Origin of the sequence: Glycomyces artemisiae, from assembly GCF_003002955.1 — a bacterium.
Lineage (GTDB): Bacteria > Actinomycetota > Actinomycetes > Mycobacteriales > Micromonosporaceae > Glycomyces > Glycomyces artemisiae.
The window spans coordinates 385490-408509 of record NZ_PVTJ01000004.1 but is presented as its reverse complement, the minus strand read 5'-3'; the positions used below and the strand labels follow the sequence as shown (position 1 = coordinate 408509).

The following is a 23020-nucleotide window of genomic DNA, read 5'->3' as shown; positions in this document are numbered from 1 at the left end:
GCGACACGCGCACTCGGGCGTGTTCGTCGCCGGTTTCGGGCCCTTCAGGCGTGATCATGATTCATCAACCGTTTCCTGTGACTCTGGAAGACCATGTCGAAATTCTTCGAGGAAACCGGGCCCGAATTCGCCGTCTCCATGCGCGGCTACGACCGCCACCAGGTCGACGAGTTCACCTCCCGGCTGTATCAGAACATCAAGACCCACGAGCAGCACCGCGACGAGGCGGTGCGGGCACTGGACTCCGCCGAGCAGCAGCTGCGCCGCGCGGAGGAGCGCATCACCGCGCTGGAGCGGCGCGTCTCCGAGCGGGCCACGCAGATCGCCGAGGCCGAGCAGCCGACCCTCGCGGGGCTCGGCGCCCGCGTCGAGAAGATCCTGCGCGCCGCCGAGCAGGACGCGGGCGTCCAGAAGGCCGACGCGAAGCGCCAGGCCGCGTCCCTGATCCAGGAGGCCCGCAGCGAGGCCGACGCGATGATGCGGGCCGCCCACTCCGAGGCCGCCGAGATCACCGCGACCACCGACCAGGACGTCACCGAGATCCGCGCCCGCGCGGTCAACGAGACCACCGAGCTGCGCGAGAACGCCCGCCGCAGCCACGACCTCGCGCTCGCCGACGTCCACCGCGAAGTCCAGACCTTGCAGAGCCAGTCCCGTTCGGAGGCCGAGAAGACTAGATCGGCCGCCGAGCGCGAGATCGCGGTGGCGCGCGCGACCTCCGAGCGCGAGATGACCGAGCTGCGGGCCCTCGCGGCCCGCGAGTCCGACCAGCAGCGCAGTGCCGCGCACCAGCTGTTGGCGGAGGCCGCGGAGTTCCGCAAGAAGAAGACCCAGGAGCTGACCCTCGCCGAGGCCGACCGCCGCGAGCGGGCGCAGAAGGAGGAGGCCGACCGGCACCAGCAGGCCATCGCCACCGCGCAGCGGATCGTCTCGGAGGCCGAGGACCGGCTCGCGCTCGCCGAGGAGCGGGCCCGCTCGTCCGAGAACCGGGCGATCGAGCGCCGCGAGGAGGCCGACCAGCAGGCGAAGGACGCCGTGCAGCGCGCCACCGAGCAGGTCAAGTCCATCAAGGCGGAGTCCGAGACGGAGGCGGCCCGGCTCAAGCGCAGCGCCGCCGAGCGCGCGGCCGAGCGCGTGCAGCCGCTCGCCGAGGAGGTCGCGGCCCTGGAGCGCCAGCGCGACTCCGCGGGCTCGAACCTCACCGACCTGCGCCGACAGCTCGGCCTGGTGTCGGGCGAGGAGGAGAAGACCTCGCCGTCGCTGTCGGCGCTGTCGTCCTCCTCGGGGGTGTTCGAGTCGGAGTCGGCGCCGCTGCCGATCAACCGGCAGCGCGAGTCGCCCGAGGACCTGGACGCGACCCAGCACCTCCCGAAGGTGCACTAGGGGTTTCACCGAGCACGTTCCACCGCGCGCCGCGGTCGCCGGTGCCGGGCGGGTTTCCCCGCTCGATGCACTGGCCGACCGCGGCGCGGTCCTATATTATAAATAAACTGAACTAATTCGTGGGAGCGTCGCCGTACCGACCGGCCCGCCCCCGCGGAAACCGGTTCCCGCCGCCGAACCCCCGGCGGCACCGGACCGGACAACTGCACCTCGACCACAGGAGCCCCCGAACCATGCAGCGCCGCATCTCGCTGATCCCGCAACCGCAGCACCTCGTCCTCGCCGACGGCGACCTCGACCTGAGCACGCTCGACGCCATCGCCGCCGACCCCGAGCTGCACCCGCTCGCCTGGCTCCTGTCCGACCTCCTCAACCGCGGCACCGGCCTGCGGCTCGCGGTCGCCGACCCCGCCTCCGAAGGCCGCGTCCTGCGCCTGCGCCTCGACGGCGAACGCCCCGACGACCTCACCACCGCCGCCGAGGCCTACCGCCTCGACGTCACCCCCGCAGGCGTCGACCTCGCAGCGGCCCACCCCGCCGGCATCGCCCGCGGCATCGCCACCCTCCGCCAGCTCCTGCCCCCCGACGCGCTCCGCGAGGCCCCCGCCGCCGACCCGGTCGTCCCGCTCGTCGCCATCGACGACGAGCCGCGCCTGCGCTGGAGAGGCGTCATGATCGACGTGGTCCGGCACTTCCAGCCCAAGGACTTCGTGCTCAAGATGATCGACCGGGCCTGGCTGCACCGGATGAACGTCGTCCACCTCCACCTCACCGACGACCAGGGCTGGCGCTTCGACGTGCCCTCCCGCCCCAAGCTCGCCGAGATCGCCTCCTGGCGCGCCGAGACCAAGATCGGCCACGCCCGCGACGAGGCCGCCGGATACGAGCCGACCCCCCACGGCGGCATCTTCTCCGTCCCCGACCTGCGCGAGATCGCCTCCTACGCGCGCGAGCGCCACATCATGATCGTCCCCGAGGTGAACCTCCCCGGGCACGCCCGCGCCGTCCTCGCCGCCTACCCCGAACTCGGTGCGGGACAGGACAAGCCCGTCTCCCCGACCTTCGGCGTCTTCGAAGAGGTCCTGGAGCCGACCCAGGCCGCCCTCGACTTCGCCCTGGAGGCGTACACCGCGATCGGCGAGGTCTTCGAGGGCCCGTTCGTCCACATCGGCGGCGACGAGGTCCCGATGACCCAGTGGGAGTCCTCCCCGATCGCCCGCGAGCTCATGGAGCGCGAGGGCATGGAGGACGTGCGCGGCGTCCAGGCCTGGTTCACCAAGGCGTTCTGCGACCACCTCGCCGGCATGGGCAAGCGGGTCATCGGCTGGGACGAGATCCTCGACGGCGGCGCCCCCGCCGAGGCCGTGGTCCACGTGTGGCGCAACGAGGCCTACGTCAAGAAGGCCATCGCCGCGGGCCACCTCGTGGTCGCCTCCCCCGAGCCCTACGCCTACTACGACCACTACGAGAGCGACGACCCGGCCGAGCCCCTGCGCATCCACGGCCTCACCACCGTCGACAAGGTCGCCGGCTGGGACCCCGTCCCGGCGGGCGTCGACGGCGAGCGGGTCCTCGGCATCCAGTGCCAGCTGTGGTCGGAGTACCTGCCGACCCCGCGCGACGTCGAGTACTCGGCGTTCCCGCGCCTGTCCGTCCTCGCCGAGGTCGGCTGGACCGGCATGGCCGTGCGCGAGGCCAACCCCGTGCAGGACCGCCTCGCCGACCACCTGGAGCGCCTGCACGCCATGGGCATCGACTACCGGCCGCCCACCGGTCCCGAGCGCTGGCAGCGCGGCGGCACGGGCCGCCGGGCCCGCTACGACTGGACGTTCGAGGAGCACCAGGTCGACTGACCCCGCCCCCGACTGGAATGTGAGAAGCCCTTGCGGGCCGCCGGAGCGGTTCGCAAGGGCTTCTTTACGATGGGGTGGTCCCCGGCGGCGGTGGGGCTATTGCGGGTCAGCAGCAGGGTCAGCAATCGGGAGCGCCCGCGCCGCCGCCGGGGAGTTCGGCGCCCGGCCTCGCGGCCGGTGACGGACGCGGCCGCTAGGGGCGGCCGTACCCGTCGATCGACATGACGTCCATGTCGGCGATCTTGACGACCGTGGTCGAGTTGGGAGCGTGGATGATCTGCCCGTCCCCGATGTAGATCGCCACGTGGCCGAGGTCGTTGTAGAAGATGAGGTCGCCCGGCTGGAGCTCGTCGCGGGAGATGCGCGCCGTCTCGTCCCACTGCATCGCGGTGTTGTGCGAGAGGCTCACGCCGGCGGCGCCCCACGCGCCCTGCGTCAGGCCCGAGCAGTCCCACTCGTCCGGACCCGAAGCGCCGTAGACGTAGTCGTCGCCGAGCTGGTCGTACGCGAACGCCACGACCGCCGAGTCGCCCGAGTAGTCGCCCCAGTCGGGCTCGGGGTTCTCCTCGGCGTACGCGTCGGCGTACTCGTCTTCGAGGGAGTCGATCTCGTCCTCGATCTCCTGCTGCTGCTCCTCGATCTCGCCGAGGATCTCGTCGGCGCTCTCCTGGAGCGCCTCCAGCTCCGCTTGGCGGGTCTCCAGCTCCTCGATCTGCGCGAGGGAGTCCTGGAGCGCCTGGTTCTCGGCGTCGGAGAGGTTCGACAGGTACATGAGCCGGTCGGCGAAGTCCGACGGGTCGCCCGCCAGCACCGAGTTGACCATCGCGAAGTCGCCGCCGGTGTAGGCGGTCGAGGCGATCTCGGCCATCCGGTCCTGCGCGGCGAGGCCCGCGGTCTCCAGCGCCGGGAGCTGCTCCTGGATCTCGGCGATGAGCGCGTTGGCGTCGTCGAGCTCCTCGCGCTTGGCGTTGTAGTCCTCGATGACCTTCTCCAGGTCCGCGTGGCGCGCGTCGATCTCGGCCTGGATCTCCTCGCTCGTCTGCGCGGACGCCTGCGAGGACGTGAACAGGGCCGCCGTCGCGGGGACCAGTGCCGCGGCCAAGACGGCGGCGGCGATACGCCGGGTACGCACCAAGGGATGCGCTCCTTCCTCTGGCCGCCTACCGGGTTAGCTGTCGGGTTCGGGCGGAAGGAAGGGTCGCCCTACGCGTGCATGCGATTCACCCCGTCGACCCCTGCACGCGGCCGACTGCTGGTTCCCCGGCTCGAACCCGGCGGGATCCGGGCCGACTCGGCGGTGCCGCGCGGCGGGTGCGGGGTGCCCCCGAGTTTCCGACGCGACGGGTTCACGTTAGAGGCCGATATGCGTCCAGACAAGGCCGGGGGGAGAATTTCTCGCACAATGGCACGGAATACTACGGGCCGCTGCTCAAGGCTGACGAGCAGTTGCCGCAATACCCCGCAGGGGTATACACTGACGACTGGAGGGAAGCGACATGGCTAGCGACGACACCGCGCACGCCCCTGAGGCCGACGACAGCGGGAGCGGGCACGAGCACTACTGGTACCACGGCGACAAGGCCGCGCTCACGCGCCGCCTCAAGCGCATCGAAGGCCAGATCCGCGGCATCCAGCGGATGGTCGACGACGACCAGTACTGCATCGACATCCTGACCCAGATCTCCGCGTCCACCAAGGGGCTCCAAGCCGTCGCCATCAACCTCCTCGAAGGCCACCTGGCCCACTGCGTCGCCGAGGCGCAGACCTCCGGTGACCCGACCGCCGCCGAAGCCAAGGTGAAGGAAGCCTCGGACGCGGTGGCCCGCCTGCTCAGAACCTGACAAGGAGTCCACATGGAAACCGTCTACGTCGTCAAGGGCATGACCTGCGGCCACTGCGCCGGCAGCGTCACCTCCGAACTCACCGCCCTCCCCGGCGTCTCCGGCGTCGACGTCGCCCTCGACACCGGCAAGGTCACCGTCACCAGCGAGGCCGCCCTCACCGAGGACCAGGTCCGCGAAGCGGTCGACGAGGCCGGCTACGAGCTCGTCGGCGTCGCCGAATAAGGACCCGCGCCATAGGCCCTGACCACCCGTTCACCGGGTGTTCAGGGCCTCGCCGTTGCACCGGGCGGGACTCCCTGACGTACAGTCGGTGCATGGCAGTCTCCGATGACGACCGTTCCGTCGAACTCGACGAGGACTTCTCGGTGCTCCCGGACCAGACCTCCGACGACACCGACCGCGGCTGGGGCGAGGCCCCCGCCCCCCGTCGCACCCGGCGCGAACTCTCCGCCCGCGACCTCGACCTCCTCGCCGAGCGCCCCCCGCACTGGTCCTGAGCGGCGGTCCCCGAATGGCCGCCGCCTTCCCGCCCGGCGAACGAGTCGAACTCGTCGCCCGCGCCGTCCTGCTCCGCGCGGGCCTCGCCCGTTTCCACGAGGAGCGCCGCGCCAACTGGGACCGCCTCACCGGCGACCGCCGCCCCGCCGTCGACGACCCCGACGCCGTCACCCTCAACACCCAGCCCGGCGCCCGCACCCAGAACGCCGACGACCTCCGCACGCTCGGCGACGCCCTCCGCCTCATGGACCGCGTCATCGACCTCCTCGAATCCCCCGCCGAGGACATCGCCGTCGTCGCCTTCGGCCTCGAACAGCTCCAGTCCCGCGTCATCGAACTGGAGGAGTACGCCGACCTCAAAGAACCCGTCGGCCTCCTCCGGGAACTCATCGAAAGCCGCGACATCTGACCCCTTGGACGCGAACAGGCCCGGACCCAGGGGAGGGAGGCTCCCCCTGGTCCGGGCCCGGTGCGCCCCGGAGGGCGCGTGTCGAGCAGAGTCTTAACCCTTGACGGCGCCGCCGGTGAGGCCCGAGACGATGTAGCGCTGCAGGCTCATGAAGACCGCGACCGTGAGGATCGAGGTCAGGAGCGTGCCCGCCGCGAAGATGCCGAAGTACGAGGCGGGCGAGTTGTCGGCCGTCAAGGTCTTCAGGCCCACCGCGAGGGTCATCTCCGGGCGGTCGGTGAGGAACAGCGACGCCAGGATGAAGTCGTTCATCGTGCCCACGAACGCGAGGATCCCCGAGATCGCGATGATCGGCGCCGCGAGCGGCAGGATCATCCCGAAGAAGATCTGCGCGTGCGAGGCGCCGTCGATCGTCGCCGCCTCGTCGAGCTCCTTCGGGATCGTGTCGAAGAAGCCCTTCATGAGCCACGTCGAGACGCCGAGCGCGCCGCCCATGTACACGAGCATCAGCCCGAGCTTCGTGTTCAGGCCCGCCACCGGGTAGAACTCCCCGATCGCGCCGAAGATCAGGTACAGCGCCACCACCGACAGGAACGCCGGGAACATCTGGATCAGCAGCAGGAACAGCAGCATCGGCCGCCGCCCCCGGAACCGGAACCGGCTGAACGCGTACGCCGCAAGGGAGGAGATGAGGATCGAGATGAACGCCGCCGGGACGGCGATCATCAGCGAGTTCGCGAACCACGACGCGAACGGGATGTTCGGGTCCGAGAACAAGCGGTCGAAGGACACCAGCGAGAAATCGGTCGGGAGCAGGCTCGTCGCCGACAGCGTCCCCTTCGGATTGAACGCCGCCGACACCACGTACAGGATCGGCACGAGCCCGAACACCAGGACCGCCACGGCCACGAGGTGCCGCCACCCGAACTCGGCGATCCAGCCCGGCCGCTTGCGCCGCTTCACAGTCGCCATCAGTACACGTCCTCCTGGCTGCGGGTGGTCCGGAACATGACCGCCGAGATCGTGGCGACGATCAGGAAGATGAACACGCTGACCGCGCTCGCGAAGCCGTAGTCGGCGGTGGTGGCGCCGAACGCCTGGCGGAACGCGTACGTGATGAGCAGGTCGGTGCCGCCGACGGACTCGCCCGCGGGGAACGGGTTGCCGCCGCTGAGCAGCTGGATCGCGTTGAAGTTGTTGAAGTTGAACGCGAACGACGAGATGAGCAGCGGCGTGAGCGCGATGAGCAGCAGCGGCAGCGTGATCTTGCGGAACGCCGTCACGCCCGTCGCGCCGTCGATCTTCGCGGCCTCAAGGGAGTCGGTCGGGAGCGCCTGGAGCGCGCCGAGGGAGATGAGGAACATGTACGGCCAGCCGAGCCACGTGTTCGCGATGAGGACCATCGCGCGGGCGGCCCACGTTTCGCCGTACCAGTTGACGCTCAGCCCGAACAGCTCGTTGACGAGCCCGTAGTCGCGGTTGAACATCTGCGCCCACACCAGCAGCATCGCGAACGACGGCATGGCGTACGGCAGGATCATGAGCGTCCGGTACACCTTGGTGCCGCGCATCGACGGCTTGTTCAGGGCCATGGCGGTGCCGAGGCCGATCACGAAGGTGAACAGGACCGACCCGGCCGCGAACATGACGTTCCAGGCGAAGACGCCGAGGAACGGCCCGCGGATGTCGGGGTCGGTGATGACGGACAGGTAGTTGTCGAAGCCGATGTTGACGCGCCAGCCGACGAGCGCGGCCTGCCCGTCCTCGGTGAGGAAGCTGCCCTCCTCGTTGTCGGCGTACCAGACGGTGCCCGTCTCCGAGTCGGTGATGCAGTCGCAGCCCTCGTCGTATGAGCGCGTCGAGGTGCCCTCGAACGCCGAGAGCCCCTGCACCTTGATGCCGGTCTCGGGCCCGGTGGGGACGGCCAGCTCGGCGAGCTCGGCCTGCCGCTCGTTGAGCTCGGCGAGGTCCCACACGGTGTAGCCGGGGGCGGCGGTGATCGCGCCGGAGGCGTCGACCGTCGCGCCGTCGAGCTCGGTGAGGCCCTCTTCCGTTCCCGCCCAGGTGGATCCGTCGGCGGTGTCGGTGAGCAGGAGGGTGAGCTCCCCGGAGGCGGACTCGCCGACGGCGAGCCGGTAGTTCGCGCCGCCGGAGGTCTGCTGGACGCCCGCGGCGATGATCGCCTCGATCGCGCCGTCCTTGTCGGTCCGGTGCCCGTCCCCGTAGTTGGAGAACGAGGTCCCGGCGGTCATGACGACCGGCGCGATCTGGAACGCGATGAGCAGGAGCGTCCCGGGGACGAGGTACTTGAGGGGGATGGACCGGCGCTGGAGGTAGGTGTAGAAGACGATCGCGACGACGGCCGCCTCGACGGCCAGGCCCCACCAGGCCCGGGCGCCGATGAGCGGCAGCGCCGCCCAGACGGCCAGCGCGGCCACCGCCGCGAGCACCGCGATCTTGGTGATCTGGCCTGCGGCGGTGGTGGATCCGGCCGTCTGGGCACGTTGGTCGAGCACTGCTGCGCGTTCCTTCGCTCGGGGACTGGCCAGGGCCGCTACGCGCCGACGGCGTCGCGGATGGTCTGCGCGGCGGTCGCGGCCGCGTCGGCGCCCGGCGTGGTGCCGTCGATGGCGTCGGCCTCGGCGCGGCCGAAGGGCTCCCAGACGGAGTCCATGGCGGGGATGTTCGGCATGGGGACGGCGTTCTCGCCCGCGGCGGCGAAGCCCTGCGCGTCGGCGTTGCCCTCGGCGTAGGTCTCGGCGGCGGCGGTGAGCGCGGGGAGGCGCCCGCCCGCTTCGGCGAGCTTGAGCTGGAGGTCCTCGGTGAGGACGTAGTTGGTGACGAACTCCTGCGCGAACACGGCGTTCTTGGCGCCGGAGGCGACGTAGAAGCCCTGGACGCCGAGGAACGGCGAGGCGGGGCCCTGGCCCTCGAAGCCGGGGATGGCGGTGACCTCGTATTCGAGGCCCGCGCCCTGGACGTCGGTGAGGGCCCAGGGGCCGGAGATCATGAACGCGGTCTTGCCGTCGACGAAGAACGGGATGACGTTGGAGGCGTCGAAGGTGGTCTTGAGGACGCCCGAGGCGCCGAGCTCGGCGAACTTCTCGAACGCGGCGACGCCGCCGGGGGAGTCGACGCCGACGTCGCTCGGGTCGAGGTTGCCCGCGCCGTCGTCCTTGAACAGGTAGCCGCCCATGGAGGCGAACAGCGGGTAGGCGCTGTAGGCGTTGCCGTCGACGCCGACCTCCATGGTGAGGACCTCGTCGGTGCCCGCGGCCTGGCCGGCGGCGACGAGCTCCTCGAAGGTGGCGGGCGCTTCGGGGGCGAGCGCGGTGTTGCGGATGAGGCCCAGGTTCTCCAGGGCGTAGGCGACGCCGTAGAGGTTGCCGTCGACGGTGAAGGCCTTGACGGCGGTCTCGTTGAGGGCGGACTGCTGGTCGGCGGTGAGGGTGATGGGGGCGACGGCGCCGGCGGCGGCGTACTGCCCGGCCCAGTCGTGGGCGCCCACGACGATGTCGGGGCCCTGGCCCTGCTCGGCGGCGGTGAGGAAGTCCTGCCGGAGGGTCTCGACGTGCTCTTCGACGGTGACCTTCACGCCGACGGTGGACTCGAAGTCCTTGACGAACTCCTTGAGCACGGGGGTGCGGGTCTCGTCGGCCCAGATGACGAGCTCGCCGGAGAACTCCGTGCCGGTGTCCGAGCCGCTGTCGGAGTCGTCGCCGCAGGCGGCGGCCGCACCGAGGGCGGCGGCGGAGACGGCGGTGATACCCAGGGTCCTTCTGCGCATGTCTTCTTTTCTCCTCATTGAGGGGCCCCGGGGCGGGGGCCGCTGGTGCGGGACTCGCGTCCCGGCGTCCTACGACATTAGCAAGATGTTTCAGAATCAGGAAAGCCTTGCAACCAAACTGTTGCCAACTTTCAGATAGGCTAGTCTGTCATCATGCGGCTTCGACTCTCTGACATCGCCCGGCAGGCCGGGGTCAGTGAGGCAACGGTGTCCCGGGTGCTCAACGACAAGCCCGGGGTCGGTCAGCAGACCCGACAGTCCGTCCTCACTGCCCTCGACGTGCTCGGCTATGAACGCCCCCAGGCCCTGCGCAAGCACGCCATCGGCCTGATCGGCCTGGTCGTGCCCGAACTGGAGAACCCGATCTTCCCGCTCTACGCGCAGACGATCTCCAACGTCCTCGCTGGCTCGGGGTACACCCCGGTGCTGTGCACGCAGACCCCCGGCGGGGTCTCGGAGGACGAGTTCGTGGAGATGCTCCGCGAGCGGGCCGTCGCCGGGATCATCTTCGTTTCAGGCTTGCACGCGGACACGGCCGCGAGCACCGAACGCTACCAAGAGCTCAAGGACAAGCGGCTCCCGGTGGCCTTCGTCACCGGCCACCCCGAGGGCGTGGAGGCCGCCTCGTTCTCCTGCGACGACACGGTCGCGGCCCGCATCGCGGTCGAGCACCTGGCCGGCCTGGGCCACAAGAGGATCGGCCTCGTCTCGGGCCCGGACCGGTACTGGCCGGTGCGCCGCAAGATCTCCGGCTACCGCGCCGCCATGCAGCACGTCGGCCCCGAGCTCATCGAGCTGACCCTCTTCGGCGAGCAGGGCGGGCACGCCGCCGCGTCGCGCCTCATCGACCGCGGCGCGACCGCCGTGGTCTGCGGCTCGGACATGATGGCGCTCGGCGCGATCCGCGCCGCCGAGGAGCGCGGCCTCAACGTCCCGCAAGACTTTTCAGTCGTGGGCTACGACGACTCGCCGCTCATCGCCCACACCAACCCCCCGCTCACGACCGTGCGGCAGCCGGTGCGCGACATCGCCACCGCCGCCGCGCGGGCCCTGCTCGACGAGATCGCCGGGCAGCCCACCCCGTCGTCGGAATACCTGTTCCGGCCCGAACTGGTCGTACGCGGGTCCACCGGTGCGGCACCCCGAGAAGACTGAAAGGGAATCCCCCCGATGAGTGAACACTGGTGGCGCGACGCGGTCATCTACCAGGTGTACCCGCGCTCCTTCGCCGACGCGGACGGCGACGGCATGGGCGATCTGGAGGGCATCCGCTCCCGGATCCCCTACCTCGCGGCGCTCGGCGTCGACGCCGTGTGGCTGTCGCCGTGCTTCGCCTCGCCCCAGAAGGACGCGGGCTACGACGTGTCCGACTACCGCCGCATCGACCCGCGCTTCGGCGACCTCGACGACTTCGACCGGATGCTCGCCGACGCGCACGCCGCGGGCATCCGCCTCATCGTGGACCTCGTCCCCAACCACACCTCCTCGGAGCACGCGTGGTTCCAGGCCGCGCTCGCTGCGGCACCCGGCTCGCCGGAGCGAGAGCGCTACCACTTCCGCGACGTCGTCGATCCCGAGGTGCCGCCGAACAACTGGCAGTCGATCTTCGGCGGCCCGGCGTGGACGAAGACCGACGACGGCAAGCAGTGGTACCTGCACCTGTTCGACGCCTCGCAGCCGGACCTGAACTGGGACAACCCGGAGGTCCACGCCGAGTTCCAGTCGGTGCTGCGGTTCTGGCTCGACCGGGGCGTGGACGGCTTCCGCATCGACGTCGCGCACGGCATGGTCAAGGCCGACGGCCTCCCGGACACCGGCGGCGACGGCACGATCGAGATGATCGGCACGACGCAGGCCCCGTTCTTCGACCAGGACGGCGTGCACGACATCTACCGCTCGTGGCGCCCGATCATCGAGGAGTACGACGGGGACCGGATCTTCGTCGCGGAGGCGTGGACCGACTCGGCCGAGCGCCGCTCCCTGTACCTGCGGCCCGACGAGCTGCACCAGGCGTTCAACTTCGACCTCGTGCTCGCCCCGTTCAGCGCCGCGGACTTCCGCAAGGCCATCGACTCCGAGATCGCGAACAACGCGGGGGTCGGCGCGCCGTGCACGTGGGTGCTGTCGAACCACGACGTGCAGCGCCACGTCACCCGCTACGGCGGCGGCGAGCTCGGCCTGGCCCGCGCGAAGGCCGCGACGCAGCTGCTGCTGTCGCTCCCGGGCGTCGTGTACGTCTACCAGGGCGAGGAGCTGGGCCTGAACGAGGTCCTCGACCTGCCCGCGGAGGTCCGCGAGGACCCGACGTTCTTCCGCACGGGCGGCGCCCAGATCGGCCGCGACGGCTGCCGCGTGCCGCTGCCGTGGACCCGCGAGGGCTCCTCGTTCGGCTTCGGCGCCAATGGGTCCTGGCTCCCGCAGCCCGCGGACTGGGGCGCGCTCTCGGCCGAGGCCGAGGACGGCGTGCCCGGCTCGACCCTGGAGTTCTACCGCTCGGCCATCGCGCTCCGCAAAGCGCACAAGGCCACCGGCCTGACCTGGCTGGCCGACCCGGGCGAGGACGCGTTCGCGTTCGACAACGGCGCGCTCGTCGCGGTCGTCAACTTCGGCGCCGAGCCCGTCCCGGTCGCCGGGTACGGCACCGAGGTTCTCCTGGCCAGCAGCCCGATCACCGACGGCCTGCTCCCGGGAGGCTCGACGGCCTGGTTCAACAAGTAAGCGGCGCAAACGAAAACGGCCCGGAGCGTACGCTCAGGGCCGTTTTCGCGTCGCTCAGCGTCGTCGATCCGTCCGGATCTCCTCGTCGATGCGGACCGGCTCGTCGAGGACGAGGCGCCCGCGGTACTCACTGGCGAGTTCGTACTCGCCGTTATCGAGCCGGTAGTGGAGCAGCATCGGCGTGAACCCGTCGCATTCCTCCACACGCAGGTAGTGCGGGATCCCGGCTTGGGCGTACACGATCGGTTTCAACTCACGGTCGAAGGCCCGTGTCTCCTCCGACTCAACCTCCACCACCAGGGAGACGTCCTCGGGCCGGAACCACTTCGTATTCGGACCGTAGTCGAGTTCAGGGGCCACCAAGAGCAGGTCCGGCTCGGGCCCGTTCTGATCGTCGACCCTTATGGTCATGTCCTGCGCAACGAACCAATCGGATCCGCGAGCGGCTTCCAGCGCGATCCGGAGCCGGTGCACCGTCTGGCTGTGCCCGGCGCTCTGCGGTCGCTTCACGCGCCCGAGGGTCCCGGCGATGAGTTCGACATGTTCGGAGAGGCCGCTGCGGTCCAGGTCGTCGAATTCCCAGCCGGAGTCGCGCGGCGGCGGAAGTGCTTCGAACATCGGGGTCCTTTCGCGGAGGCGGACACCCGGATAACGACCGAGCCCGGATCGAGGAACGATCCGGGCCCTGTCGTTCGCCTTGCGGCGCCTGCCTACTTGATCTTGGTGCCCGCGGAGCGGAGCTGCTGGCAGGCCTCGATGATGCGGGCGGCCATGCCGGCCTCGGCGAGCTTGCCGTAGGCGCGCGGGTCGTACGCCTTCTTGTTGCCGACCTCGCCTTCGACCTTGAGCACGCCGTCGTAGTTCTTGAAGATGTGGTCGACGATCGGGCGGGTGAACGCGTACTGCGTGTCCGTGTCGATGTTCATCTTGATGACGCCGTAGTCGACGGCGTCGGAGATCTCCTGCGCGGTGGAGCCGGAGCCGCCGTGGAAGACCAGGTCGAACGGCTTGTCCTTGCCGGTCTCCTTGCCGATCTCGTCCTGGATCTCCTTGAGGATCTCCGGGCGCAGGTGCACGTTGCCGGGCTTGTACACGCCGTGGACGTTGCCGAAGGTCAGCGCGGTCATGTAGCGGCCGTTCTCGCCGGCGCCGAGGGCGGCGACGGTGGCGCGGGCGTCCTCGACGGTGGTGTACAGCTGCTCGTTGATCTCGGCCTCGACGCCGTCCTCCTCGCCGCCGACGACGCCGATCTCGACTTCGAGGACGACCTTCGCCTTGGAGGTGCGGGCCAGCAGGTCCTGCGCGATCTCCAGGTTCTCGGCGAGCGGCACGGCCGAGCCGTCCCACATGTGCGACTGGAACAGGGGCTCCTCGCCGCGGGCCACGCGCTCCTCGGAGATGGCGAGGAGGGGGCGGACGAAGCCGTCGAGGTGGTTCTTCGGGCAGTGGTCGGTGTGCAGGGCGACCTTGACCGGGTAGTTCTTGGCGATCTCGTGCGCGGCGGCGGCGAGCGCGGCGGCGCCGGTGACCTTGTCCTTGATGGTGGGGCCGGAGAGGTATTCGGCGCCGCCGGTGGAGACCTGGACGATGCCGTCGGACTCGGCCTCGGCGAACGCGGCGAGCGCGGCGTTGAGGGTCTGGGTCGAGGTGACGTTGATGGCCGGGTAGGCGAAGGAGCCGGCCTTCGCCCGGTCGAGCATCTCGTTGTATTCCTCGGGTGTTGCGATGGGCATGCTGCCTGCTCCTTTTACAAGTCGATAAGTGCTCCCCGACCGGGGGCCAGACCCAGACGCCGCTGTCTGAGGGCCTCGAACTGTTGCGTCGAGGTGAAGTATCGCCCACGAACATGTGAAGGCACGTCCCAGGCTACCTGGTGGTTCACTGGCCGGACGCGGCCCTCGGCACTACGGTTGGTTTATGAATTATCACCAGGAATGGGCGGAAGAAAACGACGAGCTGTCCGAGTTCGACCTCGCCGACTCCTCCGAACCTCCCGGGGACGACGACCCCGAGGCGCCGGTGACGGACCCGGACCCGCCGGACGAGGCCGACAGGGCGGACGCGGCCGACCAGCTCATCGAGATCCAGTTCGGCGAAGAGGAGAACGAGGCGCCCGAGTAGCGCCGACGGACAGGGCCCGGTCCCGCAGCTCGCTGCGGGACCGGGCCCCTGTGCATTCCGGTCGTTAAGCGGTACCCAGCCGGTCGAGGATCCATGCGAGGTTGAACGCCTCCTCCTCCCAGGCGTCGTAGCGCCCGGACCGGCCGCCGTGCCCGGCCTCCATCTCGGTCTTGAGGAGCACGTCCGATTCGGGGCTCTCCTGGCGCAGCTTCGCGATCCACTTGGCGGGCTCGTGGAAGCCCACGCGGGTGTCGTTGAGGCTGGTGACCGCGAGGATCGCCGGGTACTTCACGTCCGTGATGTTCTCGTACGGCGAGTACGACTTCATGTAGGCGTACACCTCGGGGGATTCGAGGGGGTTGCCCCACTCCTCCCATTCGATGACGGTGAGCGGCATCGTCGGGTCGAGGATCGTGTTGAGCGCGTCGACGAACGGGACGTCGGCGAGGATGCCCGCGAACCGCTCGGGGGCGAGGTTCGCGACCGCGCCCATGAGCAGGCCGCCGGCGGACCCGCCGCGGGCGACGATCCGGTCGGGGGCGGCCCATCCGACGTTCGCGAGGTGCTCGGCGCAGTCCACGAAGTCGGTGAAGGTGTGCTTCTTCTGCAGGAGCTTGCCCTGCTCGTACCACTGGCGGCCCATCTCGCCGCCGCCGCGCACGTGCGCGATGGCGAAGACGACGCCGCGGTCGAGCAGGCTCAGGCGCGCGATCGAGAAGTACGGGTCGATGGAGTGCTCGTAGGAGCCGTACCCGTACAGCAGGCACGGCGCGGTCCCGTCGGGCTCGACCCCGGCCTTCGCGACGATGGAGATCGGGACCTTCGTGCCGTCCTGGGCGGTCGCCCACTCGCGGTACTGCACGTAGTCGGCGGGGTCGAAGTCGCCGAGCACGGGCGTCCGCTTGCGCAGGTGCAGCTCGGCGGTGTCGATGTCGTAGTCGTACACCGAGGACGGCGTCACGAGCGAGGTGTACCCGAGGCGGATCTGCCGCGACTCGTAGTCGGGGTTCTCGCCCAGGCCCACGGCGTAGATGGGCTCGTCGAACGCGATCTCGGTCAGGTCGCCGTCCGCGTTCAGGATGCCGACCTGGGAGAGTCCGGCGCGGCGCATCGAGACGACGACGTGGTCGCTGAACGCGTCGGCCGACTCCAGCCGCACCGCCTCGTCGTGCGCGATGACCTCGTGGAACTGCGTCGTGTCGTCCACCGGGGTCCAGCCGAGCGTGAAGTTCTCGGCGTTCCGGTTGTGCAGCACCCAGAACCGGTCGCCCTGGTGGTCCACGGAGACCTCGACGCCCTGCTCGCGGCCGTTCCCGAACACGGTGAACTCGCCGGTGGGGTCGGCGGCGTCGAGGTAGCGGACCTCGGTGGTGATCTTCGAGCCGGACACGATGAACAGGTACCGCTCGGAGCGGGTGAGGTCGATGCCGGTCCAGAAGCGCTCGTCGTCCTCCTGGTGGACCAGGACGTCCTTGTCCTCGTGCTCGCCGAGGACGTGCCGCCACACCTGGTAGGGGCGCCACGCGTCGTCCACCTTGGTGTAGAAGAACACCGATCCGTCCAACGACCACGACCCGCCGTAGAACACGTTCGGGATGTCGTCGGGGAAGTCGTCCCCGGTGCGCAGGTCCCTGAACCGCAGCGTGTACCGCTCGTCCCCGGTGTAGTTGACCGCGTAGGCGAGCAGGTTCCCGTCGGGGGAGACGTCGAAGGTGCCCAGGGAGAAGAAGTCGTGGCCCTCGGCGAGCTCGTTGCCGTCGACGAGGATCTCCTCGCCTTCGACCGCGGTCCCGGCCTCCACCTGGGGCGGCGTGTCCCCGGCGGCCTTGACGCGGCACTGGATGCCGTACTGCTTCCCCTCCTCGGTGCGCCCGTAGTACCACCAGCCGCGCTTGCGGACGGGGACGGAGAGGTCGGTCTCCTGGGTGCGGCCCTTGATCTCGCCGAAGATCGCCTTGCGGAGCGCGGCGAGGTGGCCCGTCCGCGATTCGGTGTAGGCGTTCTCGGCCCGCAGGTAGTCGAGCGTCTCGGGGTCCTCGGGGTCCTTCAGCCAGGCGTACGGGTCGTCGACGGTGTCGCCGTGGTGGGTTCGCGCGTGTGCGCGGCGGGGCGCCGCGGGTTTCGCGGGTTGCGTTTCCGACATGCCTCAACAATAAGGGCCCGGCGCGGGACGCGCCGGTCACAGCGCGCCCGCCCGCAATCGATCATAAGTTACTCATGAGTAATATCCGTGCGGTTGGAATACCGCGAAAACGCCCGAACCAGGGCGCACCGGCCTGTGAGGATAGTGCCCATGAGCGACAGGAGCGACGGCGAGGGGCCCGTGCCCGGAACGTCCGCGAGCGAACCCGCCGAAACCGAGGCCGCGCGCCCCGAAAACGACACGCCCCCAACGGAGCCCATCGGCGCCGCCGTCGCCCCGCCGCCCGCCGACCATGCCCCCGTCGACCATGCGACCGCCGCCCTCGACCGCACCGCGCTCCTCGACCATGCCGCTCTTCTCGACCACGACGCCCTCCTCGAACACCCGAACGGCGACCCGTTCCTCGACGCCCGCGGCCTCACCGCCGCAGGCCGCCAGGGCGCCATCTTCACCGACGTCACGATCACCGCCCGCCTCGGCCAGGTCGTCGCCGTCTGCGGCGACGGCGGCGACGGCCGCTCCTCCCTCCTCCTCGCCCTCGCCGGGCGCTTCCGCACCACCGGCGGCACGCTCACCGTCGACCACCAGACCCGCCCCGCCCAGATCCGCCGCCGCTTCACCGTCGCCCAGGCCGGACCCCCGATCCGCTTCGCGCAGTACCACACCATCGCCTCCTGCATCAAAGAGACGACCACCGTCTCCGGCGGCGCCGCCACCCCCGCGAACATCCACGCCTGGCTCGACCGCCTCGCCGTCGGCGTCGACACCGGCGACACCTTCGGGTTCCTGCCCCGCATCGACCAGATCCGCTTCGCGATCGCCTGCGCCGCAGCGAGCCGCACCCCCGCCGTCGTCGTCGACGACGCCGACACCGGCCTCGACACCTCCGGCGGCGAACGCGTCTTCGAAGCCCTCCGCACCGTCGCCGACGCCGGCCAGCTCGTCGTCGCCGCCTGCACCCGCACCGACCCGCCCGCCGACACCGTCGTCGACCTCCGCGACCAAGACCACGCCCGGCACCCCCGCCGACGCCGGGGCCACCACGAGCGCAACGGAGGCCACCAGTCATGAGCCCCTTCAAACTCGCCGCCGCCGAACTCCGCCGCTTCCGCGGCCACCCGATCCGCACCCTCGCGCTCGTCGCGATCATCCTCATCCCGCTCGTCTACGGCGGCCTCTACCTGTGGTTCGCCTGGAACCCCTACGGCAAGCTCGACCAGATGCCCGTCGCAGTCGTCAACGAGGACACCGGCGCGTCCGTCGACGTCAACGGCGAAACGCAGCAGATCAACGGAGGCGACCAACTCGTCGACCAGCTCAAAGAAGACCGCATCTTCGACTGGCAATTCGTCAGCGCGAACAAAGCCGCCCAAGGCCTCAAGGACGGCGACTACTACATGGTCATCACCGTCCCCGAGGACTTCTCCACCCACCTCGCGAGCCTCTCCGGCACCGACCCCGAGCAGGCCACCGTCGAATTCGACCTCAACGACGCCAACGGCTACGTCGCGGGCATCATGGCCTCCACCGTCGAAGCCGAACTGCGCAACCAGATCAACACCGCCGTCTACGTCACCTTCGCCACCACCATCTTCGGCGACCTCGCCCAGCTCAACCAGGGCCTCAACGACGCCGCCGACGGCGCCGCCGAACTCGCCGACGGCGCCGCCACCGCCCAGACCGGCGCCGGCGACCTCGAATCCGGCCTCGGCGACCTCACCACCGGCGCCCAGCAGGTCGCCGACGGCGCCGCCCAAGTGAGCGACGGCGTCGACCAGGCCGTCGACGTCGCCCAGCCCGTCGTCCAGACCCTCGCCGACAACTGGACCCAGATCCAGACCGGCGCCTCCAGCGCCGCCGACCTCGCCGACCGCGCCGACACCGACCTCGACACCGTCTACGCCACCCTCTGCACCGACAACCCCGACGCGGACGCCGACGCCTGCGCGCGCCTCCAGACCTTCATCACCGACGCCGACGGCGCCAACACCGACATCCAGGCCGCCAACGACCAGATCCAGTCCACCTCCACCGACACCCTCGACCAGGCCTCCGAGGACCTCACCACGCTCCAGACCGGCGCAAGCGACGTCGCCGACGGCGCCTCCCAGGTCGCCACGGCCGCCGCCACCGCCGAATCCGGCGCGGGCGACCTCGCCGACGGCCTCACCGACCTCCACGACGGCGCGGCCACCCTCGCGTCCAAACTCGCCACCGCCGCCGAATCCGTGCCCAGCACCAACCCCGCCGACGACGCCGACAACGCCGAGGCCTACGGCAGCCCGGTCGCCGTCAGCGAGCAGAACCTCAACCCGGCTGAGACCTACGGGCGCGGCCTCGCCCCGTTCTTCATCGCGATCGCCTTGTGGGTCTTCGGCCTCATGGCCTACCTCGTCCTCTCCACAGTGAACCAGCGCGCCCTGGCCGGCCCGCTCCGCTCCGTCCCGATCGCCGTCGGAGGCTGGCTCCCCGGCGCGTTCCTGGGGGTCCTGTCGGCGATCGTCCTCTACCTCGCGGTCGAACTCGGCCTGGGCCTGAACCCCAAGGACGCGCTCGACACGGTCGGGCTGTCGATCCTGGTGATCCTGACGTTCACGGCGATGGCGCACCTGTTCAAGCTGGCATTCGGAACGGCAGGAAGCCTGCTCCTCGTCGTATTGCTGATGCTCCAACTGACGAGTGCCGGCGGTCTGTATCCCGTGGAGACGACGCCGAGGTTCTTCCAGGCACTGCACCCGCTGCTGCCGATGAGCTATGTGGTCGACGCGCTGCGGGTGACGATCAGCGGCGGCGAGACGTCGCACGTCGTCAAGGCCCTGGTGATCCTGGCGGTCTACCTCGTCGGCGCGCTGGCACTCTCGTCCCTTGTGGTGGCGGCGAGGCGGCGCTGGAAGCCCGACAGCCTGAACGAGCCGCTGCAAGTCTGAGCGAGGAGGCCCGGCCCGGACCGCACTCCGGGCCGGGCCTCCCTGGTCGTGGTCACTCGACGAGGAAGCTCAACCCGTCAAGCAGGCGGGCAAGCCCGAACTCAAACGCATGCTCAGCGTCGTACGCCGCGCCATGCGCCTCCCCGGCGGCCTGCCCGACCCGGACGGCAGTGGGAAACCGCTCCGGATCAAGCACCCTCTCCAGGAGCGGCCCGTTGACGGCCCACCACTCCTGGTCGCTCATCGAACTCGAAGCCCGCTCGGCATCGGCAAGGGCGGCATCGCGAGCCGCGGTCCTGACGAACCCGAGCAAGTAGGCGAGCACGTCATCCATGCCCACGGGATCGAGCCCAAGCCCTTCCAGCGCCCGAAGCTCATGCTCGTATTTCGCGCACTGCCCAGGCCCCAGCGGAGGCCGACTGGGCGAAACCGAAGCGGCCCAAGGATGCTCCCGGTACAACAGGTAGTTCTCCCGAGCGACGACCTCAAGCCGGGAGCGCCAATCCAACCCGTCCAGCCGCTGCCTCTGCATCCCCCCGAACAAGAAATCAAGCATCAAAGCGGTGAGCTCGCTCTTGCCGGGAACATACGTGTACAAGGTCATAGGAGCCTTCCCGAGCTCCTGGGCCAACCGCCGCACGGTCACGGCCTCCAGCCCCTCGGCATCGGCCAGCGCAATGGCGGCCGCGACCACCTCGTCAACGGTCAGCCCCTTCCGGGGCCCGCGGCTCGCTTCGGGTCCGGCTCTCCAGAGCAGCTCAAGCAGGTTCGGCTTCGGCGTCTCAGTGGCAGCACTCACGCGAAAAACCTTACCCGAAAAGTTGTACGCCGTACGACGTACTAAGTACAATATACAACGTACGAAGAAACGATCCACCGAAACACCCGTCAAGGAGCGCCCATGCGAATCACCTCGTCCGCCGTCTCGCTCAACGTCGCCGACCCGACCGCCTCCGCGGACTTCCTCAAGCGCCACTACGGCTTCACCGAGGACATGGCCGCTGACGGCTTCGTCTCCCTCTCCCGCCCCGACGCCGGGTTCAACGTCATCTTCCTGAAGACCGGCCTGCCCACCTTCAAGCCCGACAGCGCCAAGGGCCACGCCGACGGCCTCCTGCTCGCCTTCGTCGTCGACGACATCGACGCCGAATACGAGCGCATCCAGGCTGAAGGCGTCCCGATCACTACCCCGATCGAGACCGAGGAGTGGGGCGAGCGCTACTTCCAGACCGCCGACCCCAACGGCGTCATCATCCAGCTCGTCCAGTGGATGACCGACCCCGAAACCCCCGCCGAGTTATCCACACCCACCCCACCAGGCAAAATGCCAAACACTCACATAGTTATCCACAGGTGGGAAATCAAACCTTGGCAAGACTTTCCCGGCATGTGATTGTGGATAGCAAAAACACCTGTCTCTGGTGGTGGTGGAGAGGAGGCAGGTGGAGCTGGTTCCGGTAGGACTGGCGGTATTAGAGGGAGACCCCGGGGGCCGCCCCCGAAGACCGCGAGCGGGTGCATCCGCTCGCGGCTCCTACCGGAACACCACCTCGCGAGGTACGAATCGCGGGCGCACCGGCACCCAGCCGATGCGCCCGCACCAACACTCAGATAATCCAGAAACCAAGCGCCCTAAGAAAGCCGAAACAGGGCCGACCCGTGCGGCTGCAACTTCACCCGAAGCGCATCCCCGGGAACCAGGTCCGTCCGCCCCCAGCAATCCCGGATCCGGCCCGGCCGGGCCGTCCCCAGGACCGCCCACGGGACCTGGATCTCGGCGGGCTCGGGGCCGCGGTTGAACAGGGCCGCGAAGGCGCCGTCTTCGGAGGCCCAGGCGACGAGTTTGCCCTCGCGCCAGACCTCGCGGGACCCGGCGGGGTGGCGTTGGGCGGCGAGGACTTCGGGGTTGGTGAGGAGTTCGATCGTTTCAGCGCTGGAGTTGGGCAGGTCGGCGCCGACCATGAGCGGGGAGCGGGCGATGCACCAGAGGGTGAGCATCGTGCGCTGCTCGTCGGGGGTGAGGAGGCTCTCGCGGGGCTCGCCCACTTCGGCGCGGACGCCCATGCGGCCCAAGGGGAGCATGTCGGCATCGGGCCAGTGGCCCGGGCCGGCATGAGGGGCCCATTCGCGGAGGAGGTCGAACTGGGCGTTGATGTCGCGCCAGCGGTCCCACAGGTCGGCGGAGACGCGCCACAGGTGGGAGTGGGCCTTGAGGTGCTCGGCGTGGGCGGTGGAGAGGTTCATGCCCGGGGAGAGGCTGAGGAGGATGTCGCGGTCGACGCGATCGATCGCGTGCCAGAACGCCTCGACCTCGTCCTCCCAGTAGGGGGCGATCATGTCGTCGGCCTTCACGTAGTCGACGCCCCAGTCCGCGAACTGGCGGGCGAGGGAGTCGTAGTACGCCTGGCCGCCCGGGTGGGAGTGGTCGATGCCCCAGTTGTCGTCGACCCACGAGGAGAGCCGCTCCCGGTCGGGGATCTGCGCCGCCGAGTACTCGCTGCCCTTGATCGGCGTGTCCGCCGCGACGGCCTGGCGGGGGACGCCCCGGAGGATGTGCAGGCCGAACTTCAGCCCGAGGGAGTGCACGTAGTCGGCGAGCGGCTTGAACCCGGCACCGCCCGCCGCAGAGGGGAACCGGTTCGGGGCGGGCTGCGGGAGGCCGTACTCGTCGAGGACCAGCTTGGTCCCGGAGTTGTACCCGCCCGCGCGGGCGGCCGGGTCGTACCACTGGATGTCGACGACGACGTACTCCCAGCCGTGCTCGGCCATGTGCTCGGCGATGAACTCGGCGTTCGCGCGCGTCTCGGCCTCGGTGACCGAGGTCCCGAACACGTCCCACGAATTCCAGCCCATCGGCGGGACGGCAGCGAGTCGGGTCACGGAAACCTCCTCGGGGGGTAGGGTGCCCTGTACGCTACCCGCGCCCGCCGACTCGTTCCACCGTCGCATCGAAAATCCTTGCGGCGCTTTGACTTGGTTGAGCAGGAGATGGCCCGGCTTGCCCCCGGCCGGCCGGGGCCGCAGTCCGGCGGATCGCACCCGATCGGGTGCCTCGGGCCGCCCCGCCCGGCGGGGCGGACGTCACGTTCCGCGCAATACCACTTCGGTGGCCGGGCCCGGCATGTTGTACAGTGTTCACGGCAACGCGCAGTGCGTGTTTCCTGGCCAGGTAGCTCAGTTGGTACGAGCGTCCGCCTGAAAAGCGGAAGGTCGCCGGTTCGACCCCGGCCCTGGCCACCCTCATCACCAGGCGAAACACCCCGTCTGCCAGCACGAACACTGGAAGGCGGGGTTTCCTCTTGTCCGGCTCCGACCGGCTGAATCCGACTGGAAACGG

At 69.8% G+C, this 23020-nt stretch carries 20 protein-coding genes, 1 tRNA gene, 1 pseudogene and 1 riboswitch; of the genes and pseudogenes, 13 read left to right on the top strand and 9 right to left on the bottom strand.

What is annotated here, in order from left to right; genetic code table 11:
- Window positions 1-93: 93 nt before the first annotated feature.
- A complete protein-coding gene (locus tag B0I28_RS13255) occupies window positions 94-1383 on the top strand; it encodes a coiled-coil domain-containing protein (protein WP_106364296.1) in 1290 nt (429 codons plus the stop codon).
- A gap of 233 nt (window positions 1384-1616) precedes the next feature.
- A complete protein-coding gene (locus B0I28_RS13250; protein WP_106364295.1) occupies window positions 1617-3236 on the top strand; it encodes a beta-N-acetylhexosaminidase in 1620 nt (539 codons plus the stop codon).
- Between the two features lie 193 nt (window positions 3237-3429).
- Here the strand turns inward: B0I28_RS13250 and B0I28_RS13245 are convergent, their stop codons facing one another.
- A complete protein-coding gene (locus B0I28_RS13245) occupies window positions 3430-4368 on the bottom strand; it encodes a C40 family peptidase (protein ID WP_146148088.1) in 939 nt (312 codons plus the stop codon).
- Between the two features lie 9 nt (window positions 4369-4377).
- Window positions 4378-4523, bottom strand: a riboswitch (cyclic di-AMP (ydaO/yuaA leader).
- Window positions 4524-4732: 209 nt separating this feature from the next.
- Here B0I28_RS13245 and B0I28_RS28285 point away from each other — a divergent pair.
- The 4 genes from B0I28_RS28285 (at window position 4733) to B0I28_RS13225 (ending at window position 5987) form a co-directional block, all read left to right on the top strand.
- On the top strand, window positions 4733-5077 hold the full coding sequence (locus B0I28_RS28285; RefSeq protein WP_106364293.1) for a metal-sensitive transcriptional regulator: 345 nt from the start codon (window positions 4733-4735) through the stop codon (window positions 5075-5077).
- A 12-nt stretch (window positions 5078-5089) separates the two neighbouring features.
- Entirely contained in the window at window positions 5090-5302 is a 213-nt protein-coding gene (locus B0I28_RS13235) for a heavy-metal-associated domain-containing protein (protein WP_106364292.1), read from the top strand.
- A gap of 92 nt (window positions 5303-5394) precedes the next feature.
- Complete coding sequence (locus tag B0I28_RS13230; protein ID WP_106364291.1) at window positions 5395-5577, top strand: hypothetical protein; 183 nt, start codon at window positions 5395-5397, stop codon at window positions 5575-5577.
- 14 nt (window positions 5578-5591) lie between these two features.
- Complete coding sequence (locus B0I28_RS13225; RefSeq protein WP_106364290.1) at window positions 5592-5987, top strand: hypothetical protein; 396 nt, start codon at window positions 5592-5594, stop codon at window positions 5985-5987.
- A 93-nt stretch (window positions 5988-6080) separates the two neighbouring features.
- Here the strand turns inward: B0I28_RS13225 and B0I28_RS13220 are convergent, their stop codons facing one another.
- The 3 genes from B0I28_RS13220 to B0I28_RS13210 are packed head-to-tail and all read right to left on the bottom strand — an operon-like array spanning window position 6081 to window position 9774.
- Window positions 6081-6959, bottom strand: a complete 879-nt coding sequence (locus B0I28_RS13220) for a sugar ABC transporter permease (RefSeq protein ID WP_106364289.1) — start codon at window positions 6957-6959, stop codon at window positions 6081-6083.
- On the bottom strand, window positions 6959-8503 hold the full coding sequence (locus B0I28_RS13215; RefSeq protein WP_106364288.1) for an ABC transporter permease subunit: 1545 nt from the start codon (window positions 8501-8503) through the stop codon (window positions 6959-6961). Before B0I28_RS13215 ends, B0I28_RS13220 begins: the two co-directional genes overlap by 1 nt.
- Window positions 8504-8541: 38 nt before the next feature.
- Window positions 8542-9774 (bottom strand): sugar ABC transporter substrate-binding protein, encoded by a 1233-nt coding sequence (locus B0I28_RS13210; RefSeq protein WP_106364287.1) that lies wholly within the window; start codon window positions 9772-9774, stop codon window positions 8542-8544.
- 153 nt (window positions 9775-9927) lie between these two features.
- On the opposite strand from B0I28_RS13210, the gene B0I28_RS13205 reads away from it, so the two are divergent.
- Window positions 9928-10929, top strand: a complete 1002-nt coding sequence (locus B0I28_RS13205) for a LacI family DNA-binding transcriptional regulator (protein WP_106364286.1) — start codon at window positions 9928-9930, stop codon at window positions 10927-10929.
- 15 nt (window positions 10930-10944) lie between these two features.
- A complete protein-coding gene (locus B0I28_RS13200) occupies window positions 10945-12492 on the top strand; it encodes a glycoside hydrolase family 13 protein (RefSeq protein WP_106364285.1) in 1548 nt (515 codons plus the stop codon).
- A 54-nt stretch (window positions 12493-12546) separates the two neighbouring features.
- Here B0I28_RS13200 and B0I28_RS13195 read toward each other — a convergent pair whose 3' ends face one another.
- Window positions 12547-13110, bottom strand: coding sequence for a Uma2 family endonuclease (locus tag B0I28_RS13195; RefSeq protein WP_106364284.1), 564 nt, complete (start codon window positions 13108-13110; stop codon window positions 12547-12549).
- A gap of 92 nt (window positions 13111-13202) precedes the next feature.
- Window positions 13203-14225: a class II fructose-bisphosphate aldolase gene (fbaA, locus tag B0I28_RS13190; RefSeq protein WP_106364283.1), complete on the bottom strand. Its 1023-nt coding sequence runs from the start codon at window positions 14223-14225 to the stop codon at window positions 13203-13205.
- A 184-nt stretch (window positions 14226-14409) separates the two neighbouring features.
- Here fbaA and B0I28_RS13185 point away from each other — a divergent pair, with 184 nt between their 5' ends.
- The gene (locus B0I28_RS13185; RefSeq protein ID WP_106364282.1) at window positions 14410-14613 is read left to right on the top strand and encodes a hypothetical protein; all 204 of its coding nucleotides are present in this window, start codon (window positions 14410-14412) and stop codon (window positions 14611-14613) included.
- A 64-nt stretch (window positions 14614-14677) separates the two neighbouring features.
- Here B0I28_RS13185 and B0I28_RS13180 read toward each other — a convergent pair whose 3' ends face one another.
- Entirely contained in the window at window positions 14678-16756 is a 2079-nt protein-coding gene (locus B0I28_RS13180; RefSeq protein ID WP_106364281.1) for a S9 family peptidase, read from the bottom strand.
- A gap of 150 nt (window positions 16757-16906) precedes the next feature.
- Here B0I28_RS13180 and B0I28_RS13175 point away from each other — a divergent pair, with 150 nt between their 5' ends.
- Window positions 16907-17827: an ATP-binding cassette domain-containing protein gene (locus B0I28_RS13175; protein WP_106364280.1), complete on the top strand. Its 921-nt coding sequence runs from the start codon at window positions 16907-16909 to the stop codon at window positions 17825-17827.
- Window positions 17824-19683, top strand: a complete 1860-nt coding sequence (locus tag B0I28_RS13170) for a YhgE/Pip domain-containing protein (RefSeq protein WP_106364279.1) — start codon at window positions 17824-17826, stop codon at window positions 19681-19683. The genes B0I28_RS13175 and B0I28_RS13170 overlap by 4 nt, the downstream gene beginning before the upstream one ends.
- Before the next feature lie 52 nt (window positions 19684-19735).
- On the opposite strand, the gene B0I28_RS13165 is transcribed toward B0I28_RS13170, so the two are convergent.
- Window positions 19736-20482: a TetR/AcrR family transcriptional regulator C-terminal domain-containing protein gene (locus tag B0I28_RS13165; protein WP_106364278.1), complete on the bottom strand. Its 747-nt coding sequence runs from the start codon at window positions 20480-20482 to the stop codon at window positions 19736-19738.
- Between the two features lie 102 nt (window positions 20483-20584).
- On the opposite strand from B0I28_RS13165, the pseudogene B0I28_RS13160 reads away from it, so the two are divergent.
- Window positions 20585-20956, top strand: a pseudogene (locus B0I28_RS13160) (VOC family protein); the annotation flags it as partial.
- Window positions 20957-21315: 359 nt separating this feature from the next.
- Here B0I28_RS13160 and B0I28_RS13155 read toward each other — a convergent pair.
- Window positions 21316-22563 (bottom strand): glycoside hydrolase family 27 protein, encoded by a 1248-nt coding sequence (locus tag B0I28_RS13155; protein ID WP_219926737.1) that lies wholly within the window; start codon window positions 22561-22563, stop codon window positions 21316-21318.
- 283 nt (window positions 22564-22846) lie between these two features.
- Here B0I28_RS13155 and B0I28_RS13150 point away from each other — a divergent pair.
- Window positions 22847-22920 (top strand) — tRNA-Phe (locus tag B0I28_RS13150).
- Window positions 22921-23020: the final 100 nt, after the last annotated feature.